27 protein-coding genes are annotated in these 26,420 nt (G+C 67.8%); 12 read left to right on the forward strand and 15 right to left on the reverse strand.

Features of this window, described 5'->3' with window-relative positions; translation table 11 throughout:
* Positions 1-108: 108 nt before the first annotated feature.
* Positions 109-879 (reverse strand): DUF3426 domain-containing protein, encoded by a 771-nt coding sequence (locus tag ACTJJM_RS14285; RefSeq protein WP_054172618.1) that lies wholly within the window; start codon positions 877-879, stop codon positions 109-111.
* Positions 880-921: 42 nt separating this feature from the next.
* Positions 922-1,842: a 50S ribosomal protein L11 methyltransferase gene (gene prmA / locus ACTJJM_RS14290; RefSeq protein WP_049452982.1), complete on the reverse strand. Its 921-nt coding sequence runs from the start codon at positions 1,840-1,842 to the stop codon at positions 922-924.
* Positions 1,843-2,005: 163 nt separating this feature from the next.
* Here prmA and ACTJJM_RS14295 point away from each other — a divergent pair, with 163 nt between their 5' ends.
* Both ACTJJM_RS14295 and ACTJJM_RS14300 read left to right on the forward strand, forming a co-directional pair.
* Positions 2,006-2,971 (forward strand): hypothetical protein, encoded by a 966-nt coding sequence (locus ACTJJM_RS14295; protein ID WP_010481077.1) that lies wholly within the window; start codon positions 2,006-2,008, stop codon positions 2,969-2,971.
* A complete protein-coding gene (locus ACTJJM_RS14300; RefSeq protein WP_010481078.1) occupies positions 2,968-3,342 on the forward strand; it encodes a hypothetical protein in 375 nt (124 codons plus the stop codon). Before ACTJJM_RS14295 ends, ACTJJM_RS14300 begins: the two co-directional genes overlap by 4 nt.
* A gap of 128 nt (positions 3,343-3,470) precedes the next feature.
* Here ACTJJM_RS14300 and accC read toward each other — a convergent pair whose 3' ends face one another.
* From accC to ACTJJM_RS14325, 5 genes are all read right to left on the reverse strand, one after another.
* Positions 3,471-4,838 (reverse strand): acetyl-CoA carboxylase biotin carboxylase subunit, encoded by a 1,368-nt coding sequence (gene accC / locus ACTJJM_RS14305; protein WP_010481079.1) that lies wholly within the window; start codon positions 4,836-4,838, stop codon positions 3,471-3,473.
* A 10-nt stretch (positions 4,839-4,848) separates the two neighbouring features.
* The gene (accB, locus tag ACTJJM_RS14310) at positions 4,849-5,328 is read right to left on the reverse strand and encodes an acetyl-CoA carboxylase biotin carboxyl carrier protein (protein ID WP_010481080.1); all 480 of its coding nucleotides are present in this window, start codon (positions 5,326-5,328) and stop codon (positions 4,849-4,851) included.
* A gap of 53 nt (positions 5,329-5,381) precedes the next feature.
* Entirely contained in the window at positions 5,382-5,807 is a 426-nt protein-coding gene (locus ACTJJM_RS14315; protein ID WP_049452977.1) for a lysozyme inhibitor LprI family protein, read from the reverse strand.
* Positions 5,804-6,253, reverse strand: a complete 450-nt coding sequence (gene aroQ / locus ACTJJM_RS14320; protein WP_049452975.1) for a type II 3-dehydroquinate dehydratase — start codon at positions 6,251-6,253, stop codon at positions 5,804-5,806. Before aroQ ends, ACTJJM_RS14315 begins: the two co-directional genes overlap by 4 nt.
* A gap of 358 nt (positions 6,254-6,611) precedes the next feature.
* A complete protein-coding gene (locus tag ACTJJM_RS14325; RefSeq protein WP_126560180.1) occupies positions 6,612-7,340 on the reverse strand; it encodes a DOPA 4,5-dioxygenase family protein in 729 nt (242 codons plus the stop codon).
* 168 nt (positions 7,341-7,508) lie between these two features.
* Here ACTJJM_RS14325 and ACTJJM_RS14330 point away from each other — a divergent pair, with 168 nt between their 5' ends.
* Positions 7,509-8,336: an isocitrate lyase/PEP mutase family protein gene (locus tag ACTJJM_RS14330; protein ID WP_010481084.1), complete on the forward strand. Its 828-nt coding sequence runs from the start codon at positions 7,509-7,511 to the stop codon at positions 8,334-8,336.
* A 69-nt stretch (positions 8,337-8,405) separates the two neighbouring features.
* Here the strand turns inward: ACTJJM_RS14330 and ACTJJM_RS14335 are convergent, their stop codons facing one another.
* Positions 8,406-8,939, reverse strand: a complete 534-nt coding sequence (locus ACTJJM_RS14335; RefSeq protein ID WP_440865775.1) for a hypothetical protein — start codon at positions 8,937-8,939, stop codon at positions 8,406-8,408.
* Between the two features lie 127 nt (positions 8,940-9,066).
* Here ACTJJM_RS14335 and ACTJJM_RS14340 point away from each other — a divergent pair, with 127 nt between their 5' ends.
* Both ACTJJM_RS14340 and ACTJJM_RS14345 read left to right on the forward strand, forming a co-directional pair.
* Positions 9,067-9,663, forward strand: a complete 597-nt coding sequence (locus tag ACTJJM_RS14340; RefSeq protein WP_057502407.1) for an NAD(P)H-dependent oxidoreductase — start codon at positions 9,067-9,069, stop codon at positions 9,661-9,663.
* 16 nt (positions 9,664-9,679) lie between these two features.
* Positions 9,680-10,273 carry a TetR/AcrR family transcriptional regulator gene (locus tag ACTJJM_RS14345; RefSeq protein WP_440865776.1) on the forward strand — a complete coding sequence of 198 codons (594 nt, stop codon included), beginning with the start codon at positions 9,680-9,682 and terminating at the stop codon, positions 10,271-10,273.
* Positions 10,274-10,286: 13 nt separating this feature from the next.
* Here the strand turns inward: ACTJJM_RS14345 and ACTJJM_RS14350 are convergent, their stop codons facing one another.
* The gene (locus ACTJJM_RS14350) at positions 10,287-11,081 is read right to left on the reverse strand and encodes a D-alanyl-D-alanine carboxypeptidase family protein (protein WP_224328650.1); all 795 of its coding nucleotides are present in this window, start codon (positions 11,079-11,081) and stop codon (positions 10,287-10,289) included.
* A 121-nt stretch (positions 11,082-11,202) separates the two neighbouring features.
* Between ACTJJM_RS14350 and ACTJJM_RS14355 the strand changes: the two genes are divergently transcribed.
* Entirely contained in the window at positions 11,203-12,756 is a 1,554-nt protein-coding gene (locus tag ACTJJM_RS14355) for an alkaline phosphatase (RefSeq protein ID WP_241888744.1), read from the forward strand.
* 42 nt (positions 12,757-12,798) lie between these two features.
* Entirely contained in the window at positions 12,799-13,365 is a 567-nt protein-coding gene (locus ACTJJM_RS14360; protein ID WP_099559913.1) for a GIY-YIG nuclease family protein, read from the forward strand.
* A 7-nt stretch (positions 13,366-13,372) separates the two neighbouring features.
* Here ACTJJM_RS14360 and ACTJJM_RS14365 read toward each other — a convergent pair whose 3' ends face one another.
* Positions 13,373-13,516, reverse strand: a complete 144-nt coding sequence (locus tag ACTJJM_RS14365) for a hypothetical protein (RefSeq protein WP_167345302.1) — start codon at positions 13,514-13,516, stop codon at positions 13,373-13,375.
* 98 nt (positions 13,517-13,614) lie between these two features.
* Between ACTJJM_RS14365 and ACTJJM_RS14370 the strand changes: the two genes are divergently transcribed.
* On the forward strand, positions 13,615-14,514 hold the full coding sequence (locus ACTJJM_RS14370; protein ID WP_010481100.1) for a LysR substrate-binding domain-containing protein: 900 nt from the start codon (positions 13,615-13,617) through the stop codon (positions 14,512-14,514).
* 91 nt (positions 14,515-14,605) lie between these two features.
* On the opposite strand, the gene ACTJJM_RS14375 is transcribed toward ACTJJM_RS14370, so the two are convergent.
* The 3 genes from ACTJJM_RS14375 to ACTJJM_RS14385 form a co-directional block, all read right to left on the reverse strand.
* Entirely contained in the window at positions 14,606-15,322 is a 717-nt protein-coding gene (locus ACTJJM_RS14375) for an ABC transporter substrate-binding protein (RefSeq protein WP_019338955.1), read from the reverse strand.
* Positions 15,323-15,384: 62 nt separating this feature from the next.
* A complete protein-coding gene (locus ACTJJM_RS14380) occupies positions 15,385-16,908 on the reverse strand; it encodes a carotenoid oxygenase family protein (RefSeq protein WP_235650910.1) in 1,524 nt (507 codons plus the stop codon).
* A 25-nt stretch (positions 16,909-16,933) separates the two neighbouring features.
* Positions 16,934-17,356, reverse strand: a complete 423-nt coding sequence (locus ACTJJM_RS14385; protein ID WP_049453030.1) for a DUF2141 domain-containing protein — start codon at positions 17,354-17,356, stop codon at positions 16,934-16,936.
* Positions 17,357-17,512: 156 nt separating this feature from the next.
* On the opposite strand from ACTJJM_RS14385, the gene ACTJJM_RS14390 reads away from it, so the two are divergent.
* From ACTJJM_RS14390 to ACTJJM_RS14400, 3 genes are read left to right on the forward strand one after another with little or no spacing between them, the layout of a single operon-like run.
* Positions 17,513-18,613, forward strand: a complete 1,101-nt coding sequence (locus ACTJJM_RS14390) for a sensor histidine kinase (protein ID WP_010481109.1) — start codon at positions 17,513-17,515, stop codon at positions 18,611-18,613.
* Entirely contained in the window at positions 18,610-19,248 is a 639-nt protein-coding gene (locus tag ACTJJM_RS14395; RefSeq protein WP_029550907.1) for a response regulator transcription factor, read from the forward strand. The genes ACTJJM_RS14390 and ACTJJM_RS14395 overlap by 4 nt, the downstream gene beginning before the upstream one ends.
* 22 nt (positions 19,249-19,270) lie before the next feature.
* Positions 19,271-19,642, forward strand: a complete 372-nt coding sequence (locus ACTJJM_RS14400; protein ID WP_019338950.1) for a VOC family protein — start codon at positions 19,271-19,273, stop codon at positions 19,640-19,642.
* 65 nt (positions 19,643-19,707) lie between these two features.
* Here ACTJJM_RS14400 and ACTJJM_RS14405 read toward each other — a convergent pair whose 3' ends face one another.
* Positions 19,708-20,547 carry an arylamine N-acetyltransferase gene (locus ACTJJM_RS14405; RefSeq protein WP_049452955.1) on the reverse strand — a complete coding sequence of 280 codons (840 nt, stop codon included), beginning with the start codon at positions 20,545-20,547 and terminating at the stop codon, positions 19,708-19,710.
* Positions 20,548-20,750: 203 nt separating this feature from the next.
* On the opposite strand from ACTJJM_RS14405, the gene ACTJJM_RS14410 reads away from it, so the two are divergent.
* Positions 20,751-23,291, forward strand: coding sequence for a methyl-accepting chemotaxis protein (locus ACTJJM_RS14410; protein ID WP_241888746.1), 2,541 nt, complete (start codon positions 20,751-20,753; stop codon positions 23,289-23,291).
* Positions 23,292-23,412: 121 nt separating this feature from the next.
* Here ACTJJM_RS14410 and ACTJJM_RS14415 read toward each other — a convergent pair whose 3' ends face one another.
* Positions 23,413-25,935: a PepSY domain-containing protein gene (locus ACTJJM_RS14415; protein WP_049452952.1), complete on the reverse strand. Its 2,523-nt coding sequence runs from the start codon at positions 25,933-25,935 to the stop codon at positions 23,413-23,415.
* Between the last annotated feature and the right edge of the window lie 485 nt (positions 25,936-26,420).

Raw genomic sequence — 26,420 nt, forward strand, 5'->3', positions numbered from 1 at the left:
TTCCCGATTCGGTTGGCCCGTGCGCGCGGAGCGCGCGGCCGGACGAGGTGGTGGCGGCCAGTCTAGCGCGAGCGTGCCCGGCCTGCCACGGCTGGTCGCCTCTCCCGGTCAGAGGAAGTCGAAGGTGAATGCGACGGTGGATGCGGCGGGCTCCTGTACCCGGAACGCGACGCGCGCGCTCTGGCCCGGTTCCAGCAGGGCTGTGCCGGGGTTCTCACCCAGGTACTGCGTGGGCGTGAACACGCCGCTGCCGATCACCCGGCCATCGGCATCGGACAGTGACAGGCGCAGGTCTGGCCACGCCTGTGCCCAACGTGCGTCGTTACGGATGCTGGCCTGCACCTGCAGCACGCCGGCCTGCCCGGGCAGCGGCCGGATCTCGCGGCTGGTCATGGTGAAGGCGGTGGGTTCGTGCCAGGCCGGCAGGCTGCAGTGCAGGACGCCGCACAGCGTGCCCAGCCACGCGCGGTTGCCGGCGTCGGCGGCCAACCGCGCGCGGTCGGCCAGCACGCTCTGCAGTACCAGCAGCAATGCCAGCCCGGCGACCAGCAGCCAGTGCCAGCGGGGTGCTGGCAGCGTGCGTGCGCGCGTGCTGCCCAGGAAGCTGGGGGCATCACTGGCGGCCGCTGCTGCTTGCACCGCGAGCGGCGCCGGTTCGATGGCCGCTGCTTCATCAACGATGACAACGTCATCGTCGTGTCGCCTTTCTGTCGCCGGTGGGCCTGCCAGGTCGATGGGCTCGACGGGAATCTGCTCCACAGGCGCTGTGTGCCCGGCTTCGTCCTGCATGCGCGCATCGGTCGCAGGCGCGGGCTCACCTTCCGGCGCGGTGCGCAGGAAGGTGGCCAGGGGACGGCGCGGTGGGTTCGGCTCGGACATGCTCAGGGCGCGGGCTCGGATCCAGCGGTCATTCAACCACGATCAGGCGCGGCGCACGCCGGTGATGCGCATCCAGTCGCCATCCTGGGTGGCCTGCAGATCGTCGAACCAGGCCGCATAGCGCTGCAGCAGTTCACCTTCCTGGCCATGCAGGATGCCGGACAGGGCGATGCGGCCACCGGCAGCGACGCGCGCGGCCAGCAGTTCGGCCAGCGCATCCAGCGCCGAGGCGAGGATGTTGGCGACCACGATCGGATAGGTCGCGACCGGTTCGTCCTGCGGCAGGTACACGTGCATGCGGGCCTGTTCGCCGTTGCGTTCGGCATTGTCGGCGGTGGCGACCAGGGCCTGCGGATCGTTGTCCACGCCGATGGCTTCAGCGGCGCCCAGCTTCAGAGCGGCCAGTGCGAGGATGCCCGAGCCGCAACCGAAGTCGAGCACGCGCTGGCCCTGCAGCAGGCCATCGCCTGCCAACTGGTCCAGCCAGCGCAGGCACAGTGCGGTGGTCGGGTGGGTGCCCGAACCGAACGCCAGGCCCGGGTCCAGCCGCACCACGGCGGCATCGGCGGCCTGTGCGGCATCGGGCAGTTCATGGTTCCACGGCACGATCCAGGTACGGCTGCCGAAGTCCATCGGCTGGAACTGGTCGATCCAGGCGCGTTCCCAGTCTTCATCCTCGACCGCGCGGAAGCTGCCGCTGCTCCAGTCCAGTTCCGGATCGAAGGATTCCAGTGCGGCCAGCAGCAACAGCGCGTTGCTGTCGGCGGGGAACAGCGCGCTCAGCACCAGCGTGTCCCACAGCGGGGTCTCGCCCACGCCCGGCTCGAGGATGGCCTGTTCGTTGCTGGTATCGGCCTCGGCATCAAGCAGCGTGACGGCCAGTGCGCCGACGTCCTCCAGCGCATTCTCATAGCGGGGCTGGGTAGCTTCGGTGCAACGCAGGGTCAGTTCCAGAAACGGCATGGCGGTGGGGGCAATCGCGGGAAAGGGGGCCATGCTAGACCATCGGGGCGTCTCCGTATCGCCTGAGATGCCGCTCCGAGATGAACGAAGCCCGTTCAGACAGGCCCGTCGGGCCTTGCTAAACTTCGTGCTTTCCTGTCCGCCGCATCGCTCACCGCCGCCGATGGCCTTCGCTCCGACCCTGAAAACCTGGTTGCTCGTACTGCCGGCCGTGGCCGTGCTGGGCGTGGCCGGTTATCGGGCCAGCGGCCATGCCGCGACCTCTTCGCTGGCGTCGGCGGATCTGGCAGGTGGGGTGGCAGCCACTGACAGTGCGGCGCCGCTGCCGGTGATGCCGGAGGCGCTCGCGCGCCGCCTGGCACCCTTCGAGCGTGGCAATGCATTGCCGTCCGGGCTGCCCCTGGATCTCCGCGCCGATATCGAAGACGCCACCGACCTGTATGCCTATGCACAGCGGTTGCGTGTGCAGGCGGACGAAGGCAACCACGAGGCGCGTTGGATGCTCAGCCGTGTCTATGACTATTGCGCGCAGTACGCGGTCGATCCGGGTGGCTACCGCCTGGACAACAACGTGCTGGCTGGGCTGGGCCTGACCGCCGCGCCGGCGATGGTGCAGGCGCGCGAACGCGTCGCGCAGCGTTGTGGTGGTTTCGTGCCGGGCGACAAGCTGGGCACGGCCCTGGTGCTGTCCGAACGTCGCAAGGCGGCCGCGCAAGGCAATCTGGCTGCAGAGGCTGCGTTGTTCGCCGAGGGAGAGCCGCTGCAGGACAGCCCCGAGTACCGCCGTGACCTGGTTGAACGGGTGCGCACCTCGCGCGACCCGGAGGCCTTCATGGCGATCGCACCGGGCATGGGCGTGCGCGCCTCGGGTGACCGTGCGCTCAACGGCCTGGTGGCGGGCGAGCAGCTCAGTGAACTCGCTTGGCGGCTTGCGGCCTGCGAACTCGGTCTACCGTGTGGGGCAGACAGTGTGCTGGTCAACAGTTTTTGTGCGAACGGAGGGATCTGTTCGCAGGATGGTACGCAGGATTTCCGGGATTTCGTGTATGACGCTGCGGTATCGCGGCAGGGCGCTGGGAAGATGAAGGAATGGATCAAGCGATTGGTTGGAAAGAGGAACGAGCAATGAACTACCGCCGATTCCTGCACGGGGCCAAGTTCTGGTTCTGGGTGGCCCTGTTCGTGGCCTACTCGGCTGGCGCGGTTGGCCTGTTGATGATCGATACCTATGAAGATCGCTACCGGCATCTGTCGAAGGTGGAACTGACCACGGTGAAGGCGCAGGAAGACGTGCGCCGTGCCGGTGCCAGCCAGGTGGCCGCGGTCTATCGCGCGCAGAGCGGCATGCCGTTCGCGTCGCTGCCGGCGGGCAGCACCTTCCAGGTGGTGTGGCCGGATGGTTCGACCGAGACCATGGTGATCGTCGACCCGACCTCGCCCAATGGCGTGCGTCCGCTGGCGAACTCGCAGATTCCGGCCGAAGCGGCCGACAAGCGCTGATGCGCCTGCTGTAGAGCCGAGCCCACGCTCGGCCGGGCTTCTGGCAAGCCGGGCAGGGACTCGGCCCTGCAGCAACAGAAAAGGGCGGGAATATACCCGCCCTTTTCATGTCCAGCACCGGGCACCGATCAGGTCAGCGCGATCGGCTTGTTCTTGCGTTCGGCCAAACGCTTTTCCAGGTAGTGGATGTTCTGGCCACCGGCCTGGAAGCCCTTGTCGCGCATGATCCGCTGCTGCAGGGCGACGTTGGTCTTGATGCCATCGACCACCATTTCGCTCAGTGCCACGCGCATGCGGGCAATGGCGGTTTCGCGGTCCGGGCCGTGCACGATCAGCTTGCCGATCATCGAGTCGTAGTTCGACGGCACGCGGTAGCCACTGTAGATGTGGGTGTCCACGCGCACGCCGGGGCCTCCCGGCGGATGGAAGCCGGTGATGGTGCCCGGGCTCGGCACGAACGTTTCTGCATCTTCGGCGTTGATGCGGCATTCGATGGCATGGCCGGTCAGCACCACGTCACTCTGCTTGATCGACAGCTTCTGGCCGGCGGCGATCTTCAGCTGCTCGGCCACCAGGTCGATGCCGGTGACCATTTCGGTGACCGGATGTTCCACCTGGATGCGGGTGTTCATTTCGATGAAGTAGAAGCGGCCGTCCTCGTACAGGAACTCGAAGGTGCCGGCGCCGCGATAACCAATGCGGATGCAGGCTTCCACGCACACCTTGCCGATCTGCTCGCGCTGCTCGGCGGTGATGCCCGGCGCCGGCGCTTCTTCCACCACCTTCTGGTGGCGGCGCTGCATCGAGCAGTCGCGCTCACCCAGGTGGATGGCGTTGCCCTGGCCGTCGGCCAGCACCTGGATCTCCACGTGGCGCGGATTCTCCAGGAACTTCTCCATGTAGACCTCGCCATTGCCGAACGCGGCCTTGGCCTCGCTCTTGGTGGTTTCGATCGAGGTCTTCAGCGAGGCTTCGGCGTGCACCACGCGCATGCCGCGGCCACCGCCGCCACCGGCTGCCTTGATGATGACCGGGTAGCCGATCTCACGGGCGATCTTGGTGTTGGCGACGATGTCCTCGCCCAGCGGACCGCCCGAGCCGGGCACGCACGGCACGCCGGCGGACTTCATCGCGCGGATGGCTTCGACCTTGTCACCCATCATGCGGATGGTGTCGGCCTTGGGGCCGATGAAGATGAAGCCGGACTCTTCCACCCGCTCGGCGAAGTCGGCGTTCTCCGACAGGAAGCCGTAGCCCGGGTGGATGGCCTGGGCGTCGGTGACTTCCGCTGCGGCGATCAGTGCCGGGATGTTGAGGTAGCTCTGCGGCGACGGCGCCGGGCCGATGCAGACCGACTCGTCGGCCATGGCCACGTGCTTGAGGTTGCGGTCGACCGTGGAGTGCACGGCCACCGTGCGGATGCCGAGGGTGTGGCACGCGCGCAGGATGCGCAGCGCGATTTCCCCTCGGTTGGCGATGACGACTTTGTCGAGCATGGCGTGCCCCTCAGCCGATCACGAACAGCGGCTGGTCGAATTCCACCGGCTGGCCGTTCTCGCCGAGGATGGCGACGATGGTGCCGGACTTGTCGGCTTCGATCGGGTTGAACATCTTCATCGCTTCGATGATGGCCAGGGTCTCGCCTTCCTTGACCTGCTGGCCCACGGTGACGAAGGCCGGCTTGTCCGGAGCGGACGAGGCGTAGAAGGTGCCGACCATCGGCGAGCGCAGCACGTGGCCTTCCGGCAGTGCCGGGCCCGGCTTGGCGGTGCCGCCGGTGGAAGCTTCGGTCGGCGACTGCATCGGCATCGCCTGCGGCGCCGGAGCAGCCGGAGCGGCATACACCGGGGCGGCGACCGGGGCGGCATAGCCGGCCACCGGGGCGCGCGACAGGCGCACCGACTCTTCGCCTTCCTTGATTTCGATTTCAGCCAGGTTCGACTCTTCCAGCAGGTCGATCAGCTTCTTGATTTTGCGGAGATCCATGGTGGCCTCTTTGCTCTTGATGTCAGTGTGGTGGGAAGCGCATCGCGCTCGGGTCAAAGCAGTTCGTAGAACTCGCGCAGCTGCCGTGTGCGGTCGCGCGCGAGGGTGATCAGGCAGCGCATCTGTGCGCCGTTGCGCGCCGTGCCATCGGAATTGAGGGCATAGACGGCGTTGCAGTCGTGGTCGCGCAGCTGCATCCAGGCACGCTGGGCCAGGACCAGCTGCTGCTCGGCATCGCCGCAATAGCTGCAGCCGCCGCCGTTGGCGGGTGTGCGCAGCTGGCGCCGGGCTTGTGCATACACCGCATTGAGTTCGACATCAGCGGCTGCGGCCACGTCCGAGGCGCACAGGTCGCTCTCCATCGTGGTGGTCGGACGTGCGCAGTCGATGCCTTCGTCCTTGCGGTCGAACGCCGTGGCCGCACCGCAGAGACCGGCCCACGCCAGAACGCCGGCAAGCACGCGCGGCAGCACGTTCACGCGCGGGCCGCCTGCACGCGCAGCAGCGCCGCGTCCATCGCGTAGCGGTAGCTGTCGGCGCCGAAGCCGCAGACCACGCCCACGGCCTTGTCACTGAAGTAGCTGTGCTGGCGGAACGGTTCGCGGGTATGCGGATTGGACAGGTGAATCTCGATGAACGGCACCGCCACCGCCGCCAGCGCATCGCGCAGGGCCACCGAGGTATGGGTGAAGGCGGCGGGGTTGATCAGGATGAAAGCGGTTCCGTCGTCGCGCGCGGCCTGCACGCGGTCCACCAGTACGTGCTCGGCATTGGACTGCAGGCTCTCGATCGCGTGCCCGGCGGCCGAGGCCTGGGCCGCCAGCGCCTGGTCGATGTCGGCCAGCGTGGTGTGGCCGTAGACCTCCGGCTCGCGGGTGCCGAGCAGGTTGAGGTTGGGGCCGTGCAGGACCAGCAGCTTCGCCATGGGATCCGGAAGACAGGAAAGGGCGGCAGTCTGGCGGAACCGGCGGATGCTGTCCAGTTCGGCGAAGTTTGCTGCGTTTCAATCGTTTGTTTGAAACCTGCCGAAGCGCTTGCGGCCCTACGCGGGGCGGCGGATCAAGGCGCGCTGAACGCCGTGCGGGCGGGGGATGCGTGCACGTAGGGCGACGATGGCGGCAAGAGCCTTGCCGGGGGAGCCGCGCCACGCGTGGAAAAAGGAAGTTCGGTGCGCAGCAAGCTACGCACCCACCGGTGGGGGGCTCAAGGTGCGCAGCAAGCTACGCACCTACCGGAGGGGGCTCAAGGTGCACAGCAAGCTACGCACCCACCGGAAAGGCGGGTCAGGTCTCCAGCGGCACCGTCGGCACCACGTTCGGGAACACCTCCTCCAGCGGCTCCCGTTCCCCCGGCTTCGGTGCCGGCCAGTTGTAGGCGTTCACCGGCTGCGCGCGGTTCACCCACAACGCGTAATACAGGTGGTCGGCACGGCCATCACCGGTATTGGGGTGGATCAGGATGGTCAGGCCCAGGCTGTTGAGCTGCAGCCAGGGCACCAGCACCGGCAGCAGGTCGTTGGTGAAGCCGAAATAGAACGACGGGGTGACGTGTGGTCCGCGTGGCTCCAGGTTCCAGTTGCCCAGCTCCACGGGGAAGCGCTCGGCCGCCCAGCGTCGCAGCAGCGCAGCCTTCTCGAAGCTGTCCTCGTCGAAGTAGATATGCGCGTGATAGCTCTTGATGTCGGTGTAGGCGCGTGGGGTCGCGGGCAGGGTGGCTTCGCCGGGACGCACGCTGGCCGGGCGCAGGGTCGGTTCGCTGGCTGTGGCCTGGCCCCAGGGGCTGCGCCCTTCCGGCGCTGGCGGCACGATGACACGGAAGCCGGGGCGGCCAGGCTCGGTGGTATTCACCGCGTCGTTGCCGCGCGGTGCTGCGGTGCCGGTCGACGCACTGGCCAGGCCACCGGCGGCCAGACCCGCCGAAGCGATCAGGCGGCGCCGTGCCGGCGAGAGCAGGTCGGCCCAGTGGGCGTCATCATCGCCGACGTCGATGAGGGGCTGCGGGTCAGGCTGCATGAAGGGCTCCGTGGCGGCACTGGTGTGGACAACCACGTACGCTCGGGCAGGGCTGCCGGTGGCGTCCAATAAGCAGGGGGCATCACTTCATGCATGGCCGGCTTCGATGCCATTGAGCGCGACCGCACGGCGGGCTAGGGTGCAGGTCTGCCGCCCCGGAGCCCTGCCATGACCTCGCCCGATGCCGACACACAGCACAAGCGCGCGTCTTTCCGCCAACTGCACGCGCAGGGGTGCTTCGTGCTGCCCAACCCGTGGGACGTGGGCAGTGCGCGCTACCTGCAGCGGCAAGGCTTCCTGGCGTTGGCCACCACCAGTGCCGGCTGCGCCTGGAGCGAAGGGCGGCCGGATGGCGCGGTTTCGTTGCCGGCCACGCTGGCGCATCTGCGCCTGATGGCGGCGGCGACCCCGTTGCCGTTGAATGCCGACTTCGGTGATGGCTTCGGCGCGACGCCGCAGGCGGTGGAGGAGGCGGTGGCTGCAGCGATCGACACCGGCATCGCGGCGTTGTCGATCGAGGATGCCAGCGGCGTCGCCGATGCACCGCTGCGTTCGATCGACCAGGCGGTCGAGCGCCTGCGCGCTGCCCGTGCAGCCATCGACCGCGCAGGCGGTGACGTGCTGCTGGTCGGGCGTGCGGAGAACTTCTTCGTCGGCGTGCCGGATCTGCAGGACACCCTGCAGCGCCTGCGGGCCTATGCCGAGGCCGGTGCCGATGTGCTGTATGCGCCTGGCATCAGCACGCGCGAGCAGATCAGCGCGGTGGTTGCCGCTGCAGGGTCAAAACCGGTGAACCTGCTGGTTGGTGGACCGACACCGCTGAGCCTGCAGGACATCGCAGCACTTGGCGTTCGCCGGGTCAGCCTGGGCGGTGCGCTTGCGCGTGCGGCATGGGGTGGGCTGATACAGGCCACACAGCCGATCGTGCAGGAGGGGCGTTTCGATGGGCTGCAGCAGGCGGCTTCCGGGGCCGCGTTGAACGCGTTGTTCCGCTAACGGACAGCCGGTAGATCCATGCCATGCGTAGATGGATGCGCCGGAGCGTACCGACGCCCAGCAATCGCGCTACAGCGTTTCCACTCCACCCTTGGGCAGCGTCACGCTAGGCTCCAGCGCTGGCAGCAGTTGCCAGAGCAGCTCAGGGTTGTCGAGCAACCCCGCGCCATCCAGATAGCTCCATTGCGCGGCGCCGACGCGGCGCACGGCGACCATGAACGAGGTGCTGCGGATCGGGGATTCACGTACGCGCAGCAACGAGTAGCGCGGGACGAAGCAGACCTCCTCGTCACCGGCGGCATAGGTACGGGTCGGTACCCCAGCTTCGTCGCTGATGATGGTGACGCCGGCCTCGTGCAGCGCCTTGACCGTGTCGCGGGTTGATCGGGCGTATACCTCATCACCGCCGGCCAGGCGTTTCAGGCTGGGATGCGTGCGGGCGATGATCAGCTCGGCATCGCCGCGGGCGAACGCGGCCAGCATCCCCTGCACGTCCTGGCGCAGGGCGGCCGATTCGGATGGGGTGAGCTCGCCGGCTACGGCCGTCGGCGCCATCGTGGCCAGCAGCAGGAACAGCAGGGGAGCAAGCAGGCGTCGGTGCATCGTCGGGGACCTCCACGGGATGCGGCGCACTATACGGTGAACGCAAAAACAGCGTCCCACCGGTGGCGCTGGTGATCCAGGAATCATTACTTACCATTGGTAGGTAATGATTCCTGGAGATTCACCCATGCACAGTCTCATCGTCACCACCCACCCGGAAACCGGATCGCTCACCCATGCCATCGCCCAGCGCATCGGCGACGCCATCCGGGCCATCGGCGCCGGCAACACCGTAACCCACGCCGACCTGGTCGCCGAAGGCTTCGATCCGCGCTTCAACCGCGATGACCAGGCTCTGTTCCGCGGGACCGGCCCGGTTCCGCCCGATGTGGCGGCCGAGCATGCGCGGCTGGACGCCATCGATACGCTGGTGCTGGTCTACCCGCTGTACTGGTGGTCGTTCCCTGCCTTGCTGAAGGGATGGATCGATCGCGTGTTCACCCAGGGCTGGGCGTACCAGGACGGTGCCGATGGCAAGGTGCAGAAGAAGCTGCAGCGCCTGCGCGTGCATCTGGTCGGCGTTGGCGGTGCGGGCGCGGAAATGATCGAACGGCGCGGCTATGGCACGGCGATGAAGACCCAGATCGACATGGGCATCTTCGACTACTGTGGCGCGCGCGTGCTGTCGTCCGAACTGCTGCTCGACGCCGACAGCGGTGCCGCGCAGGCGCATCTGCAGACCGCCATGGAAATCGGCCGTAAAATCGGTACTCCGATGAGTTGATCACCGTGTTCCGCCGATGCCTGCCAACGCCGCTCCCACGCGCCGCCGATTGACCCGCGAGCAACGCGCCCGCCAGTTGCTGGACGTGGCCTGGGCGCTGGTTGGCGAAGAGGGCACCGACGCGTTGACGCTGGGACGGCTGGCCGAGGCGGCGGGCGTGACCAAGCCGGTGGCGTACGATCACTTCGTGACCCGCAACGGCCTGCTGGCCGCGCTCTACGATGACTATGACGGGCGGCAGACGGTGGTCTTCCACGAGCGTATCGGCCGCGCCCGGGCGCAGCTGGCCGACCGTGCGACAGCCATCGCCTCCGGCTACATCGACTGCATCCTCAGCCAGGGCAGTGAAGTGCAGGGCATCCTCGCCGCGCTGGTGGGTGCGCCGGAACTGCACGAGGTGCGGCGGCGTTACCAGCAGGACTTCATCGACAACTGCGACGCCTGGCTGGGCCCGTTCGCCAGCGACGGCTCGGTGCCGCTGGCGGGACGCTGGGCGATCCTGGGTGCGGCTGAAACCCTGTCCGAGGGTGTGGCCGCGGGCGCGCTGGACAAGACCGACGCCGAGGCCGAGCTGCAGCGGCTGATCGTGGCGACGGTCAAGCGTCGCTGAGCCGCTTCGAAGGTCAGGCCCCGGCGGTACTGCCGGCCAGCGTGGCGAATCCTGCCGCCAGCTGATCGCGCACCCATGCGTCGCGCGCGTCGCGGCTCTCAGAACCCAATACCACGGTGATCAGGCGTATAGGCTCGTCCCGCCCGTGTACCACCCGGCATGCGGTGGCGGCCAGGCAGAAGCCTGCGGCCTGGGTGTAGCCGGTCTTCAAGCCATCCACGCCGTCATCGCCAAGCAGGGCGTTCTGGTTGTTGCGGCTGAAGCTGCCGTGCGCGAACGCGCGCTGCGCGGTGACCGCCAGGATCTGCGGATGATCGTTCAACAGGCACGCGGCCAGCACCGCCATGTCGCGCGCGCTGGACGCATGGTGCGGCGTGGTGATGCCGGAGACGCTGGCGAACCAGGTGCTGCGCAGGCCGAGCTGGCGCGCGTGCCGGTTCATGCGCTCCAGGAACGCAGGCTGCGATCCGTCCAGGTGGCGCGCGACCGCCAGCGCCGCGTCATTGCCGGAGACGATCATCAAGCCTTCCAGCAGGCGCGCGAGAGTGACCGTTTCGCCGGGCACCAGGCCCATGCGCGTTTCATCGTCGGCGACCGCATGCACGTCGTCGGCGGCGATGGTGACTTCGTCCTCCCACGAGCGCCCGCGCTCCTCGACACACTCGTAAGCCGCGTAGGCGGTCATCAGCTTGGTCAGCGAGGCCGGTTGCCTGGCGATGTCCGCGTTGTGCTGGCGAATCACTGCGAAGGTTGCCGCATCGAGGGTGATGGACGACAGCGGTGCACGCGCAGGAGCAGGAAGCGGCATGGAAACGACGATGACAGTGGGGGCCCTGGAGGATAGTGTGCGGCGGCTGCACGAAGCTGAAATATTGCAACGATATAACGTAGCATCATTGCGGGCCGCCGATGGCCCAACGGGACATCCGATGACTGCACGCATTCCACGCCACTGGCTTCATTCTTCGTTGCTGCTCGCGCTGGCCGCACTTGGCGGCTGCCAGCCCAACCTGCGCACCGAGGCTGTTTACTCCGCCGAAGCCGGTCCGCTCAATGTGATCGTGATGATCAACGACGGTGCCGGCTGGGGTACCTGGGACGCGGCGGCCTACTGGCAGTATGGCCGCCGCGAAGGCGCACCCTATGCGGATTTCCCGCTGCGCCTGGCGGTAACCAGCTTCCCGTTGAATGCCAGCAGCCAGCCGACCCGCGACAACGCACAGACGCTTGGCTACGACCCGGGCAAGGCCTGGGATGACACGCCGGTTCCTGCGCAGGACCTGCCGTTTGCCGGCTACCAGTACCTGGCCGCGGTGGCTACCGACAGTGCGGCGGCGGGCACCGCGTTGTCCTCGGGCATCAAGACCTACAACAACGCCATCAACTACAACAACGATGGCCAGCCGGTCGAGTTCAATACGCTGCGCGCCAAGCGCCTGGGCATGGCGACCGGTGTAGTGACTTCGGTACCGTTCGCGCACGCCACACCGGCCGCATTCGCAGCGCAGAACGAATCGCGTAGCAGCTATCACGCCATTGCGCACCAGATGCTGGCGCAGGGCCACATGGACCTGGTGATGGGCACCGGAGGCCCGGGCTACAGCGTCGACGGCCGCGCCTGCAACAAAGGCACGGACGCCGCAAACGCAGAGGGCTGCGCGAATCCATGGGAGTGGGTGTCGCAGCAGGATTGGCAGCAGCTGGAAGCGGGCAGCACCATCGCCGGCAATCCGGCGGGACCGTGGCGCCTGATCCGCAGCAAGGAAGCGTTCGCCGCACTGGCGCAGGGACGGTTGCCGGCCGACAGGCCGCTGATCGGTGTACCGCGCGTGGCCAACACCCTGCAGCAGGCGCGCCGCCTGCAGGTGCTGGGCAAGGATGCAGCCACGCCTTCGGGAGTGAGGAAGATCGACAGCGTGCCCGATCTGGCGACCATGACCCGCGGCGCGCTGCAGTTCCTGCAGCAGCGCTCGTCCAAGGGGCTGTTCCTGATGGTGGAAGGCGGCGCCACCGACTGGGCCGCGCATACCAGCGCCTGCGGCACCGAATGGCATTACGGCCAGTGCAGCGATCAGCCGCAGTATGGCCGGTTGATCGAAGAGACCGTGGAGTTCAATGACGCGGTGACGGCGGTGGTCGACTGGATCGAGCGTAACGGTGGCTGGAAGCGCAACCTGTTGATCGTCACCACCGACCACGACAACAGCATGCCGATGGGCCCGGATGCGCAGAACGTTGCCTTCGCGCCGGTGCGCAACAACGGCCGCGGCCGCATGCCCGGGATCAGTTTCCGTCCCACCGGCAACCATTCCAATGCACTGGTGCCGTTGTGGGCCAAGGGTGCGGGGTCGGAGCTGCTGGGCCAGCGCGTGCGCGGTGTTGATGCCGGCTACCGTCAGCACGTGCGCTGGAACGACGGCAGTTACATCGACAACACCGACGTGGCTGCGGCGGTGCAGGAGGCGCTGCAGCGTCCACGGTAACGCCCGGTTGCACCCGGGCTGTTGTCGAGGCAGCCTGCGCACATGCAGTCGGATATCCGCATCGACGGTCGTGTCTTCGCCTACGTCTTCCCCTGTGCGTGGGAAGACTACGCGAAGATCGGTTTCTCACGTGATCCGCTCGGACGCATCAGCGCATTGCACCGGCGTTGGTTCGAGTTCTTCGACCTCGACGCCGGTGCACTGGTGGAAGCGGAAAGCGAGCGCGATGCGCGAGATCTGGAGCTGCAGCTGCGTTCGCCGTTCAAGGCGCACCGCGCGCCGGCGCCGATGACGGTCCAGGACAAGGCTGGAGGTCGCACCGAATGGGTACGTGGTGCCAACCAGGCCTTGTCGCGTGCAATTATCGCGTTGGGCGAACAAGGCTATCGCTGCTATCCACTGAAGGCGTGGCTGCGGGCCGCCCTGTGCCTGCGCATGGACCAGCTGCACGACTGGGCAGCGGCGCAACTTCCGGAGGAGGAAGGCCTGCGGCTGCCCAGTGGCCCCGGCGAGCGCGCGCTGCGTGACACCCTCGACGGTTGTCGGGCATTGGATATCGATCCGATCCCGTGGCTGCCTGAACACGTCCAACGCTGGTACGCAGGGTGAGGAGCGTTCAACGGGTTCTCGGCGGCTGAACAGGCGCAGCCGGTTGCTGCGCGCACTGCGGGGCAGGTGTGGTAGGGCTGGCCAGCTGGCGTGCCAGCTCGGTGCTGGCCACGTGGCCCTGCAGGAACAACAAGCCGCCGAAGATGTTCATGAGCGTGCCTCCACTTGAGTGGATTGCACGATACGGGCAGCATGGACGGGGAAAAAGCGACATTTCCGCAAGCGTGCCTTGAGAGGAATTCAAGCCTGATGTCCCGCCCACCGCTCCATGCCCTGCAGGGTTTCGTGGCCGCCGCCCGGCTCGGCAACCTGTCGCGCGCGGCGGCGTCGATGAACCTGACCGTCAGCGCGCTCAGCCATCAGATGCGGCAGCTGGAAGAACGGCTCGGGCAGCCGCTGCTGATCCGCCAGCCGCGTGGTGTCACCCTCACCCTGGAGGGCCAGCGCCTGCTCGACCAGGTGGGTCCGCATCTGGATGCGATCAACGAAGCCTTTCAGCCCTATGCCGCACGTGCCGAGCACGTGCTGACGATCAGCGCAGTACCGTCGATGGCGTCGGCCTGGCTGGTGCCGCGCCTGGGTCACTTCGTGGCAGAGCACCCACAGATCGAGATCAACCTGCAGTCGAGTGAACGCCTGATTGATTTCGAGCGGCAGCGCCAGTTCGACGCCGCGCTGCGGCTGGGCAGCGGGCAATGGCCAGGTCTGGTGGTGGAGCCGCTGTTCGACGAATGGCTGCTGCCAATGGCGAGCCCGGCGCTGATCGAACGCATGGGAGGCGTCGACCGTGTGCCGTTGACCCAGTGGCCGCTGCTGGGTGATCCGGACGGGGCATGGGGCGCCTGGTTCGCGTTGAGCGGGCAGAGTCCGCCGTCGCGCTTCGTGGCGGTGCTGGATGATTCGGAGGCGCACCATCGCGCCGCTCTGGATGGCGTGGGCGTGGCTCTCGGGCGGGTGACGCGGGCGCGGCTGCTGCTGGATTCGGGCCAGTTGGTCGCGCTGTCCAGCCAGCGCCTGAAGACCGACTGGCCACATTGGCTGGTGTACCCACAGCGCTCGGCCAGCCATCGTGGCTTCCTCGCGTTCCGCGACTGGCTGCATGCGCAGGCCGCCGAGCACGTGCGGCACATGGCAGACGCGCATCTGTAGCGTGGCGCGGTGCTCGATCTCGCATCTGTAGAGTCGAACCATGCTCGACTGGTCTTTCGAAGAAGCAGTCGAGCATGGCCCGACTCTACAGTCACCGCACCAGCGTGACTGCCTGCCCGGCACGGGCGAACGCTTCGCCCAGCAAGGGACCGGTCTTGATCGCTTCCACCTCGTCGAACAGCGTCTGCAGTGCCTCGGCCGGGCGCGACGCTGGCGCCGCCACGGCCTGCTGGATCGCGGTGAAACGGTCGGCCAGCACGCGATGGCCGGGATGCGCCTGTGCCCAGGCCACCAGCGGCTGGCGCACGCCGGCGGCGGCATCCAGACGCTGCTGATCGAACAGGGTGATGGCCGCCGCCGAGGTCTCCGCCCGCTCGATCGTGGCGTTGCGCAGTTCACGGCTCAGGAACAGGTCATAGGCCGCGCCACGCCCCACCGCGATGCGCAGCCCTTCGCGGTCGAGGTCGGCCACCTGCTGCGCAGGGCTGTCCTCGCGAACCAGATAGGTGCCTTCGATCTCCACGTACGGGGCACTGAAGGCGATGCGGTCGGTGCGTGCCGGATCGATGGCCAGGAAAGCCAGGTCCCAGCCGTCTTCGCCCGCTGCGGCAACCACCGAGGCTGCGGCATCGTGGCAGGTGAAGCGTGCCTGCACCCCCATCCGTTGCGCCAATGCGGTAGCCAGTTCCAGCGAGGGGCCGCGCGGTGAGCGCGCATCGCCCTGTGCCAGCACCGGGTTGCCCAGGTTGATCGCCACGCGCAGGAAACCGTGCGGTGCCAGCGTACTTCGATGGTCGGCCAAGGACATGCAGGACTCCACGGGGCAGGGGAGACCCAGCATGCCAACAACGGTGTCCGCGTAGCGTGGACTCAGCCGTGCGCGGCGAAAGTGCCGTGGAAGCCCAGTGGCACCGCATACGGCAGCCAGGCCTGTGCCAGCGGGCCGTCATCCACATGGCGCGCATCCAGCACCGCCAGGCCACTGCGCTTGTTGACCGGGTCAAGCAGGGTGCCGATCAGCCAGCCATCGTCAGCTTCGCGGCTGCCCGGGCGCGGTACGAACACATGCTCTTCGGCCATGATGTCCGGCCCGTAGTTCCACCGCTGGCGGCGCCCGCGATCGATGTCGAACGCAGCCACGGCGTTGAAGTACGGTGCGGTGGCCGGGCCGTCGATGGTCGGCGCATACAGCCGTGCGCCACGTGTGTTCGTCGAGCGCGGGTCGAACAACGGGAACTCCACCGCGCTGATGCCCAACGTCTCCCAGCGGGCCTGTCCACGACGCAGGTCCAGATGCAGCTCGACCAGGCTGGCGCCACTGTTGGCCGCATGTGCACCGTCACCGGCCATCGCTTCCTTCATCGGCGAGCGCGCCTCGTTGATGTCGTCATGGCGTACTGCGCGCAGCACGATGCCGCCATCGCGGGTGAACGCGTCGCCGAAGTGATAGATCGCCGCGAACGGGGCCTCGAACCATTGCGCCTTGTCCGGCGCATCCTTGGCGACCACCGCGATACGCACAGGACGCTGCGGTGCGAACTGCATGCGCTCGAAGAAGCTGCCACCTGCGCCGGTGAAATCGAACGGCATCATCACGAACACCAGGTGCTGGTCGGTCATCGCGAAGGCATGCAGGTAGCCATGCTCGGGTGTTTCGATCACATTGGCGCTGCGCAGCTGGCCGTCCGCACCGATGTGCCAGACCAGCAGGCCATGGCCCCCCATCAGGCTGATCGAGCCGAAGTTCCAGAGGCTGCCGTCGCGATCGGTCAGCGGGTGCGCCGAGAACGGCAGCGCGGCCAGGTCCGGGCGCCAGGTGACCGGGCCGAGCGTCTGCAGCGAATCGGGGGCCACTTCGAACGCAGAACCGGATTCGCACAGCGCGAACAGGCGGCCATTGATCATCGTCACCGAGGTGTTGGCCACGTTGGCATCATCGTTGTTGCGTACCGCCAGCGCACCGGGAACGCTGGTGCCGGCAGCCGGATACTGGAAGCGGCCGGCCTTCTGTTCACGGGTGAATTTCGGCGTGGCGACCATGCGCCCGTGATGGGTCAGGCTGCCATCACCATTGAAACGCCAGCCATGCACCATGCCGTCGCCGTCGAACCAGTGGTCGTAGCGGAAGCCATCGCGCTCGGTCCACGCCGGGCCGTTGCGGTACAGCGTACCGGCCAGGCCTGACGGCAGCTTTCCCTGCAGCTGCACGGTGGCCGGGCCGAGGCTTTCGCTGCCGACGCTGCGCCAGCCGAGCAGCCAGGGGTGTTCCTGCATACCCTGCGCGAACCGCGCCGGGTCGCCGGCGAAGGCGGGAGCGCTGCGCAGCGCGGTGGCGCCCAGGGCCAGGCAGGCACTGCTGCTGAGCAAGGTACGAAGGAAGTGGCGACGGTCCATGGTGGCCTCGGGTCTGGATGCGGAATCAGCGCAGGGTGATGTCGATGGCGGCGCCAGCGGCTGGCACGTTGACGCGTGCTTCGTCGAAGGTCGGCTTGCGCATCACCTGCGGGTTGTTGCTGAAGCCGTAGCCTTCCACCGGCATGCCGATCAGGTTGGTGTCGAGCTTGCCGTTGTCGTTCTCGTCGTGGGTGAGCAGCACGGCATAGCTGCCGGCCGGTATACCCTTGAACGTGAAGTGAGCGCTGTCGCCGCTGGGCGCCGCCTGCTGGGCCTGCACGGGCTTGGCCTTGCCGTCCCAGGCGGCAGCGCTGTCGACCAGCGCAACGCGCAGGGTGCCGCTCTGCGCGTGGACGTCGTGCACGGTCACGGCCAGGTCGGCGGCGTGGGCACTGGCGGCCAGGGCCAGTGCAGTCAGGGCGGTGCTGAGCAGGGCGGTGCGGATCATGGCAGTGGCTCCGGAAGTGTGTGTGGCGGTGTGGCGCCAGTCTGCGTGGCGCGGTGCACGGGGTTCAGGGCCAGTGGTCATCGATTCGACGTGCCAGAAGTCACTTTCTGCGCCGGACCCATTGCCGCCGGCGTGTGCGGCGGTCAGCATCTGGCCATGCCCAGCCTGTTCCGCCATCTCTTGCGTCCTCTCAGCCTTGCCGGCTTGGTTACCGTGCTGGCGGTGGGCCTGTCGTTCGCTGTACAGCGCAACGGTGCCGGGCTGAGCCTGCTGCTGCTTGCCGTGTTCCTGTTGCTGTTCGTGGTGCACGGCTGGGCGTCGATGCCATCCCGCGTGCGCGCCGTCGCTGCGGTGTTGCAGGCGCTGCTGGCGGTTGCGCTGGTTGCGCTGCAGCCACGTACCGGAACTGCTCCGGTGCTGCTGGTGGTGCTGGTCGCACAGCTGGCCGAGCACTGGCCGCCGCGCTTCGTGCTGGGCGTTGCGCTGCTGGCCAACCTGGCGGTGTATGCCGCGCTGCGCCACAGCGGCTTCAGCCAGCCGCTGCTGGTCGTGCTGCTCTATGGCGGCTTCCAGGCCTTCGCCGCACTGACCGCCCACTATGCCCGCAGCACGGCGCTGGCCCGCGATGACCTGGCCCGGGTCAACGCCGACCTGCTGGCTACCCGCGCGCTGCTGGCCGACAGCGCACGCGATGCCGAGCGCCTGCGCCTGGCGCGTGAACTGCACGATGTGGCTGGGCACAAGCTCACCGCGATGCGGCTCAACCTGCGCGCCCTGGCCGCTGACCCAGCACTGGCCGGCCGCGAGGGACTGGTGCTGGTGGAACGGTTGTCCGGCGAGTTGCTGGCCGACATCCGCCAGGTGGTGCAATCGATGCGCGATGATCGCGGCCTCGATCTGGCCACCGCACTGCATGCGCTGGCCGCACCCTTCCCACGACCAAAGCTGCAGCTGCAGATCGGCGACGGGGTGCGCGTGGCTGACCCGTTGATGGCCGAGACCGTGCTGCGGCTGGTGCAGGAAGCCCTGACCAACGCCGCCCGCCACGGCAATGCAGACACCGTCTGGCTGACGATCAGTGAAGAGGATTCCCGGTTGCGTATCGATATCCGCGATGACGGCCAGCGCGCCGAACGCATCCGCGAGGGCAATGGCATCGCCGGCATGCGCGAGCGCCTGGCGGCCGTACAGGGGCGTTTGGAGCTGGCGCGAACCGCACAGGGCGGCATGCACCTGACCGCATGGTTGCCGGCATGAGTGGCGCCGCGATCCGCGTTGCCCTGGCCGATGACCAGGCGCTGGTGCGTGCGGGTCTGCGTGCGCTGCTGCAGGGCCTGGGGGTAGACGTGGTGCTGGAGGCCGAAGAGGGCCAGGCGCTGCTGGACGCGTTGGCTGCCCAGCGCGTGGATGTGGTGCTCAGTGACATCCGCATGCCCGGGATGGACGGCATCGAGGCACTGCGCCAGCTGCGCGCGCGCGGTGATGCCACGCCGTGCCTGCTGCTGACCACCTTCGATGAAAGTGATCTGCTGCTGCGTGCCAGCGAGGCCGGCGCACAGGGCTTCCTGCTCAAGGACGCCGTGCCCGCAGACCTGCGCGAAGCGATCGAGCGCGTCGCCGCGGGTGAAACCCTGCTGTTGCCGGTCAGCACCGAGCCGGTACGCGCCCGTTACCGCTTCCACGACGAAGCACCGCCCACCGATACCTTCGGGGAACGCGAAGTGGCGATCCTGCGCCTGCTGGCTGGTGGATACAGCAACAAGGAAATCGCGCGCAGCCTGTTCCTGGCCGAAGGCACGGTGAAGAACTACGTGTCGGCCATACTCGACAAGCTGGGCACCCGCGATCGCACCCGTGCAGTGCTGAAGGCGATTACCCTGCGCATCATCTGAGTGGACCGAGCAAGGCGTGCCAGTGAACCCGATCCTGCATGTGGAAATCCCGGCCAGTGACCTGGACCGGGCCATCACGTTCTACCAGCGGTGGCTGCAGGTCGCGGTGGACGAACCTATCGTGCTGCACGACTGCCGGATGGCCTACCTGCCGTTCTCCGATGACGCCGCCGGTGCCAGCATTGCGCTGGTGCACGGCGCGGACTACCGGCCCTCCGAGCAGGGCGCCCGCATCTACATCGGCGTCGATGACCTAGATGCGAGCCTCGACCGTGCACTGCAATCGGGAGCTGAGCTGCGCTTCGGCCCGGCCGACGCGGGTGACTGGCGTGTGGCCGAGATCCGCGACAGCGAAGGCAACCGCATTGCGCTGCAGGCGCGCGCAGCTCTGTAAAGCCGAGCCCACGCTCGGCTGCTGTTGGCCCAGCCGCTCCAGCTCAGCCGAGCATGGGCTCGGCCCTACAAGGTCGCGGCGCGCGAGCGCTGCAGCCAGTCATTGATGGCCGGGTCCAGTCGAGGGTCGTCCGGCAGCTGCATGCCGAAGCGCTGCTGCAGCACGTCACGCACATCACCCACATCATGCAGCGGGCGCTTGTCCGGCGCCTGCCCGGGGCGGTACTCGGTGTAGTTGCCGCTGCCGATGGTGCGGCGCCAGTCCGGTCCGGTCAGCGACACGCGTAGCTGGCCCGGGAAGCTGGAATCGGGGTGGGTGCATACGTACCAGTTGCCCACCACGTTGTCGATCGGTGCAGGCGCCTGCAGATCGAAGCGGTACATCGCCCGCCAGCCGTCGCTGGATTCGGCTGACAGCACGAAGTCGCCCTCGTCAGGCAGACGCTGCAGCAGATAGCGCTCATGCGGCGTGGCCTGCGGCTGCGCATCGTGCAGGTGCAGCGGTACGGTCGGGGTCAGGCTGCCGAATCCGGCATCCACCAGCCAGTCGTCCCCATCCACATGCACGCGCAGCAGCAGATGGGTACGCGCGGTCAGTTCGCCGTCATGCGCTGCCAGCAGCACGCGCGCACTCAGCGGCTGCGCATCAAAGCCCAGTGCCTGCAGCAGGGCCAGCAGGCCGCCATTGAGTTCGAAGCAGTAACCACCGCGGCGGTCGTCAAGCAGCTTGCGTTGCACGCTGTCCAGGTCGATCGGCACCGCGTCGCGCAGCAGGCAGCTGAGGGTCTCGAAGGGCAGCAGTGCGTTGTGGCGCTGCTGCAGCAGGGTCAGGCCGGCCAGGGTCCGCGGTGGCGGCGCATCCAGCTGCAGGCGTTGCAGGTAGCGGGGGACATCGAGCGTCGTCATGGAGGCACCGGGCGGGGGAGGGACGTCCACTGTGCTCCCCCAACCGGGGTTGAGGTCAAGCGCGGCGCCCGTGTCATGCCCCCGTCGCTTGCACCCGGTACAAAGGCCGCGTCCACCCGCGACGGGGGGACCCGGACGAAGAAGGCGCTAAAGTTGCCCTGAATCCGGCCGATACAGGTGCGTCTTTCCGCCTGGAGTCTGTCATGTCGGCCGTTGTCCCCCACCTCCGGTCCCTGCGCACGCGCCTTGCCGCGTTGCACTCGGCGTCCCCCGGCCTGCTGCGCTGGCTGCAGCCGCATCGGCTCAGCGTGGCCAACAAGCTCAAGGCGACCCTGTGGGTCTGCGGCCTGGGCCTGGTCGCGATCGCCGCTGTCTACGCCTGGACCGGCCATGCCAACGCACTGGCTGCGCGCAGCCAGGCCAGCTACCAGCGCGGCAGCGATCTGGCCGCCAGCCTGTCCACGCGGGTGGCCGAAGCGCGTCGCCTGCAGACCCAGTATGCACGCAGTTTCGATGATGCCGACCGCGCGCAGCTGTTGGCCACGCAGAAGGCATTGCAGGCCGATCTGCAGGCGCTGCGCGCGACGCCGATGGATGCTGGCCGGCGCAAGGCCCTGCAGGCGCTGACCGAAGCCGCCGACGCGTTCTCGCAGGGTGTGGCCGCCCTGTTCGAACGTGTCGACGAGATGGGTCGTGGTGATGCCGGCCTCGCCGCGCAGCTGCAGCAGGCCGCCGATACCCTGCAGGTACAGGTGGATGCGCTGCAGCGGCCGTCGTTGGCGTTGTCACTGCAGAAGATGCGAAGGCAGGAGGCACTGCTGCTGCTCGACGGTGACTCCACTCACGCCGACCGCGCCAGCGAGGAAAAGCTGCCGTTCGACCTCGCGCTGGCGGGCCTTCCCGCAGATGCGCAGGACACCCTGCGCACCGGGATGGAGGCGTATCAGGCCGCATTGCTGGGGTATACCGCTGCCCGCGTCGGCCTGGATGTGGAAGCGCAGTCGCTGCTGGATACCGCCGCGGGCGTAGCACCGGCGCTGGCCGCCTTCCAGCAGGCGCAGGTGGCGGCGCTGGCCACGGCGCAGGCGCGCCAGCAGGCCGGCGCACGCACGATGAGCGTGCTGTTCGCACTGACCCTGCTGCTGGTGGCCGGCGTGCTGATCACCAGCCTGATGCTGGTGCTGCGTGCGGTGCGCCAGCCGATCCAGGACACCCTGCGTTTCGCCAGCGATATCGCTGACGACCGCCTCGACACCACCCTGCGCGTCTACAACGCCAATGATGAGATCGGCCAGCTGGCCCAGCGCCTGGTCGACATGCAGCAGCGCCTGCGTGCGCGCATCGAGACCGAGCGTGCCGTGGCGCGCGGCAATACCCGGGTGCGCCAGGCATTGGACAGTGCGCAGACCGGCTTGATGGTGATCGATGCCGAAGGCCTGGTGGCGTACGCCAATCCGGCGCTGCTGGAGCAGCTTGCACTCCGGCTTGAAGATCTGGTGGGCAGCGATGCGGTACGCCTGCATCCGGCACTGGCCAGCCTGGCCGGTGTGCGCCAGCGCGAGGAGCGCGAGATCGGCCATGCAGGGGTGCGCTACCAGCTGATTGCCAACGCCATCATCGACGAAGGTCAGTTCCTTGGTGTGGCGGTGGAGTGGCGCAGCCGTGCGCTGGAAACCCTGTTGGAAACCGAAGTGGCCGCACTGGTCGACGCCGCCGCACATGGCGACCTGCACGGGCGCATCGCGCTGGAGGGAAAGCAGGGCTTTGTGCGTACGTTGTCGACCAGCATCAATCGCCTGTTGACCACCTTCGAGACCAACCTCGGCGATCTGCAGGCGCTTCTGGCCGCGCTGGCCCGCGGCGACCTCAGCGTGCGCATGGAAGGTGAGCTGCAGGGCGTGTTCGCACACATGCGCGACGATGCCAACGCCACCGTCGCGCAACTGGGCCGCATCGTCACCCGCATCCAGCACGCCACGTCCAGCCTGGATGCCGGCGTTGGCGAGATCGTTGCCGGTCACCATGACCTGTCGCAGCGTACCGAACAGCAGGCGGCCAACCTGGAAGAGACGGCAGCGTCGATGCACGAGCTGACCGACACCGTTGGTCGCAATGCTGATGCCGCGGGCCGTGCCGACGTGCTGGTCAAGGGCGCGGCGGCAGTGGCCCAGCGCGGTGGCGAGGCCGTTGGCCAGGTGGTCGCGACCATGCAGGGCATCAGCGAGGCCTCGCGACGGATCGGCGACATCACCCAGCTGATCGATGGCATCGCTTTCCAGACCAACATCCTCGCGTTGAATGCTGCGGTGGAAGCCGCGCGCGCGGGTGAGCAGGGCCGCAGCTTCGCCGTGGTGGCCGCAGAAGTGCGCCTGCTGGCACAACGCAGCGCGGAAGCGGCCAAACAGATCAAGGGCCTGATCGAGGATTCGGTGGCGCGTGTGGGCCAGGGCAACCAGCAGGCCGAACAGGCCGGCACCACGATGGGCGAGATTGTCGGCAGCGTGCAGCAACTGGCGGATCTGCTGGCCGGTATCCGCAGCGCGTCGCAGGACCAGCATGCCGGCATCGCCCAGGTGAACCAGACCATCGTGCAGATGGAAGCCAGTACCCAGCGCAACGCCAGCCTGGTGGAAGAGGCGGGTGCTTCGACAGCGCAGATGCAGGCGCAGGTGCATGCGCTGGCGGAAGCGGTGGGCGCGTTCCGTCTGCAGTCGATGCCACAGGCGCGCGCTGCGGCGGCCTAGCCTGCGGTTCCTTGTCGGCTGGCCGGGAATCAGCCGAGCGTCGGCTCGGCTCTACATCGGCTGCAGGCACACTGTAGAGCCGAGCCCATGCTCGGCTCGGGCCAATGCGCGCTGGCAGGAATCAATACACGTCGCGGCGGTAGCGGCCGTTCTCCAGCAGTGTTTCCACCGCCTCATCACCGAGTGCTTCACGCAGCACCTGGTCCACGCCTTCGGCCATGCCCTGCAGCGAACCGCACACGTGGATGACTGCACCACGCTGCATCCAGTTGCGCAGGGCATCGGCCGCCGCACGCAGGCGATCCTGTACATAGCCACCGTCGCCATCGCGCGAGAACGCCAGGTCCACCCGCGCAAGATGACCATTGGCCTGCCAGGCCTCGATCTCGTCGGCGAACAGGAAGTCATGCGCGCGCTGGCGTTCGCCGAACAGCAGCCAGTGCCCGTGCTCGCCTGCATGCGCGGCTTCGCGCAACAGGCTGCGCAGGCCCGCGATGCCGGTGCCGTTGCCGATCAGCACCATCGGTGCACTGGCGACGCGGTGGAACCCGGGATTGCGGTGCACGCGGGCGACGATACTGGCACCGATCGGTGCATGCAGCGACAGCCAGCCCGAGCCGAGCCCGGCGCGGCCCGTGTCGTCGTGCACCAGTCGTACCACCAGTTCCACCGCGCCATCCTCGGTGCACGAGGCGATTGAATATTCGCGTCCGGGCAGCATCGGCAGGCCGGCCAGCCATAGGCACGGATCCTGCACCGCCAGCGCGGCGTCGGCCTCGGGCAGCTCGCGTTCACTGGCCAGCGCCAGCAGGGTGCGTGGGTGGCCGTCCACCAGCAGCGGCTGTAGCGGATCCAGCCCCTGTGCCTTCAACACCGCGCTGGCATGCCGCGCGTTGTGCCGGGGCGCGATATGCAGGATGTCGCCCGCCTGCCACTGCACCTCGGCCGGTGGCGCAAGACAGATGCGCCAGATGGCGCCGCCCACGCTGCCCGGGTTGAGCCGGTCGCGGCCGAGCAGCCGCCACTCATGCATCTGCGTGGCCGCCGGCAGCACGCTGTCATCGGTGGCGATGCCGGTCAGCGCGCCCAGCTGCAGCTGCCATTGGCGCAGCGCCGCGACCGAGGCGGCATCGACTTCGATGCGGTCGAACAACGGGCGCGCGCCGTTGCCGAGCAGCCAGCCATCAACCTGGCGGCCGAAGCCGCAGTAGTGCGGGTACTGTCGATCACCCAGCGCCAGCAGTCCAAACTGCAGGCCTGACAGGTCGAGTGTCTGTGCCATCAGCCGTCGTGCAGCACCTCGCGCCGCATCCGGTGGTTCGCCATCGCCGAAGGTGCTCAGTACCAACAGCGCCTGCGCGGTGCGTGCCAGCTGCACGGCATCGACGCGGGCCAGCGGCAGCACCTGCACCGCATGACCGGATGCCTGCAGCTGCGCGGCTGCGCGCCATGCGAGTTGTTCGCCCAGTCCGCTCTGGCTGGCATGCACCACCAGCCACGGCGTGCCGCCGCCATCGGCAGGCGTTGCTGGCAGCGACTGGCGCAGGCCACGCGCAGCGCGCTGGCTGCGTCGGCGGTCCAGATAGAGCATCCAGCCGGTGATGAAGAACAGGCTCATGCCCAAACTGCTGAGCATCACCACGACACGCCCGGGCACGCCGAAGTAGCTGCCCGAGTGGAGCGCGAACACGCTGGTGGCCAGCTGCGCGCCGACGCCCTGGCGTGCATAGGGGCGGGCATCGAGCGTGGCACCCGTGCCTGGGTCGAGCTGCAGCAGATCATGCGCGCGGTCATGCTGGCCACCGCGCTGCGACGGATCACCGGCCATCACGCGTACATTCAGTGCCTGCCCGGGCTTTTCCGGCAGGCGCAGGTCGATGTAGCCGGTGCGCACGCCGGGCAGTGCATACAGCGTGGCTTCGACGCGTTCCAGGTTCAGGGCGGCACCGGTGGCGATCTTGTGCTTGGCGGCCGGTGCGACGCCAAGCAGGGTGTTGGCGGCGCTGCGATACCAGTCGAAGGACCACCACAGGCCGGTCAGCGCACTCATCAGGTAGATCAGCAGCACCCACGTGCCGACCACCGAGTGCAGGCTCCACAGGAAGCCACGGCCGCTGCGCTTCCATTCCACCGCCAACCAGCTGCGCCAGTGCCACCAGCGCCGCGGCCAGCGCAGATAGAGGCCGGACAGGGTGAAGAACAGCAGGGCGATCGCACAGCTGCCGGTGATCCATTTGCCGCGCTCGCCGGCGGCGAGGTGGCGATGCAGGTCCTCGACGAAATCGAAGAACGCCTGCCCGCGCAGGGCGCTGAATCGCTCGCCGCTGTACGGATCGAAGTAGACCCAGTATTCCTTGCCACCGGCGAAGCGTGCCACCGAGGGCCGCAGCCCGGTGGCATCCACGCGCAGGCGCTGCAGCGGGCGTTCACTGCCGGCCTGCAGCAGCGGCACCAGTTCGCTCAGTGCAAGTGGAAGCTGGCCATCAGCATGGTGTTCAGCGATCTCGGCGAAGCCGGGGTTGGCCGCTCGCAGCAGCTCATCCTCGAAGGACAGCACGGCGCCGCTGAGGCCCATCACGGCCAGTACGGCGCCGGCGGTGATGCCCAGCAGCCAGTGCAGTTGGAACAGGACGTTCTTGAACATCGAAGGAGGAGGGCCAGGAAGGCTGCCGCCCGCATCCTGCGCAACAGCAAATGAGAATTAGTCGCGGAATTCTCCGTGGCGGACGGGCTACGGTCAAGGAGGGTTTTGTTGCAGGGCTTTGCAGCCCTGCACCCGCTACAAGCCGGAGCAACGTCAACGTCAAAAGCTGGCTTTCCGTGGGTTGGCGGGGTGGGTCCGGTTGCGGGGGTGTCCGCGGCATGGATGCCGTGGCCAAGGCTACAGGGACGTACTTGCGCCGTCCCCCTCAACCGGACCCACCCCGCCTTCGACAGTTTCCTGCGATCTGTCGGAACGGCGTTCTGCTTTGGTGGGTGCCGACCGTTGGTCGGCACGGGGTCTGATTCCGTTCTGAATATCGATATCTGACAGATGTGTCGACCAAGGTCGACACCTACCAACAGCCGCGAAGATCTGTCAGAGGTGGGGCGGTGTCGGAGTGCGGGGTGTCAGCCGCATGGATGCGG

The sequence above is a fragment of the Stenotrophomonas sp. 22692 genome (assembly GCF_052045015.1).
GTDB lineage: Bacteria > Pseudomonadota > Gammaproteobacteria > Xanthomonadales > Xanthomonadaceae > Stenotrophomonas > Stenotrophomonas geniculata.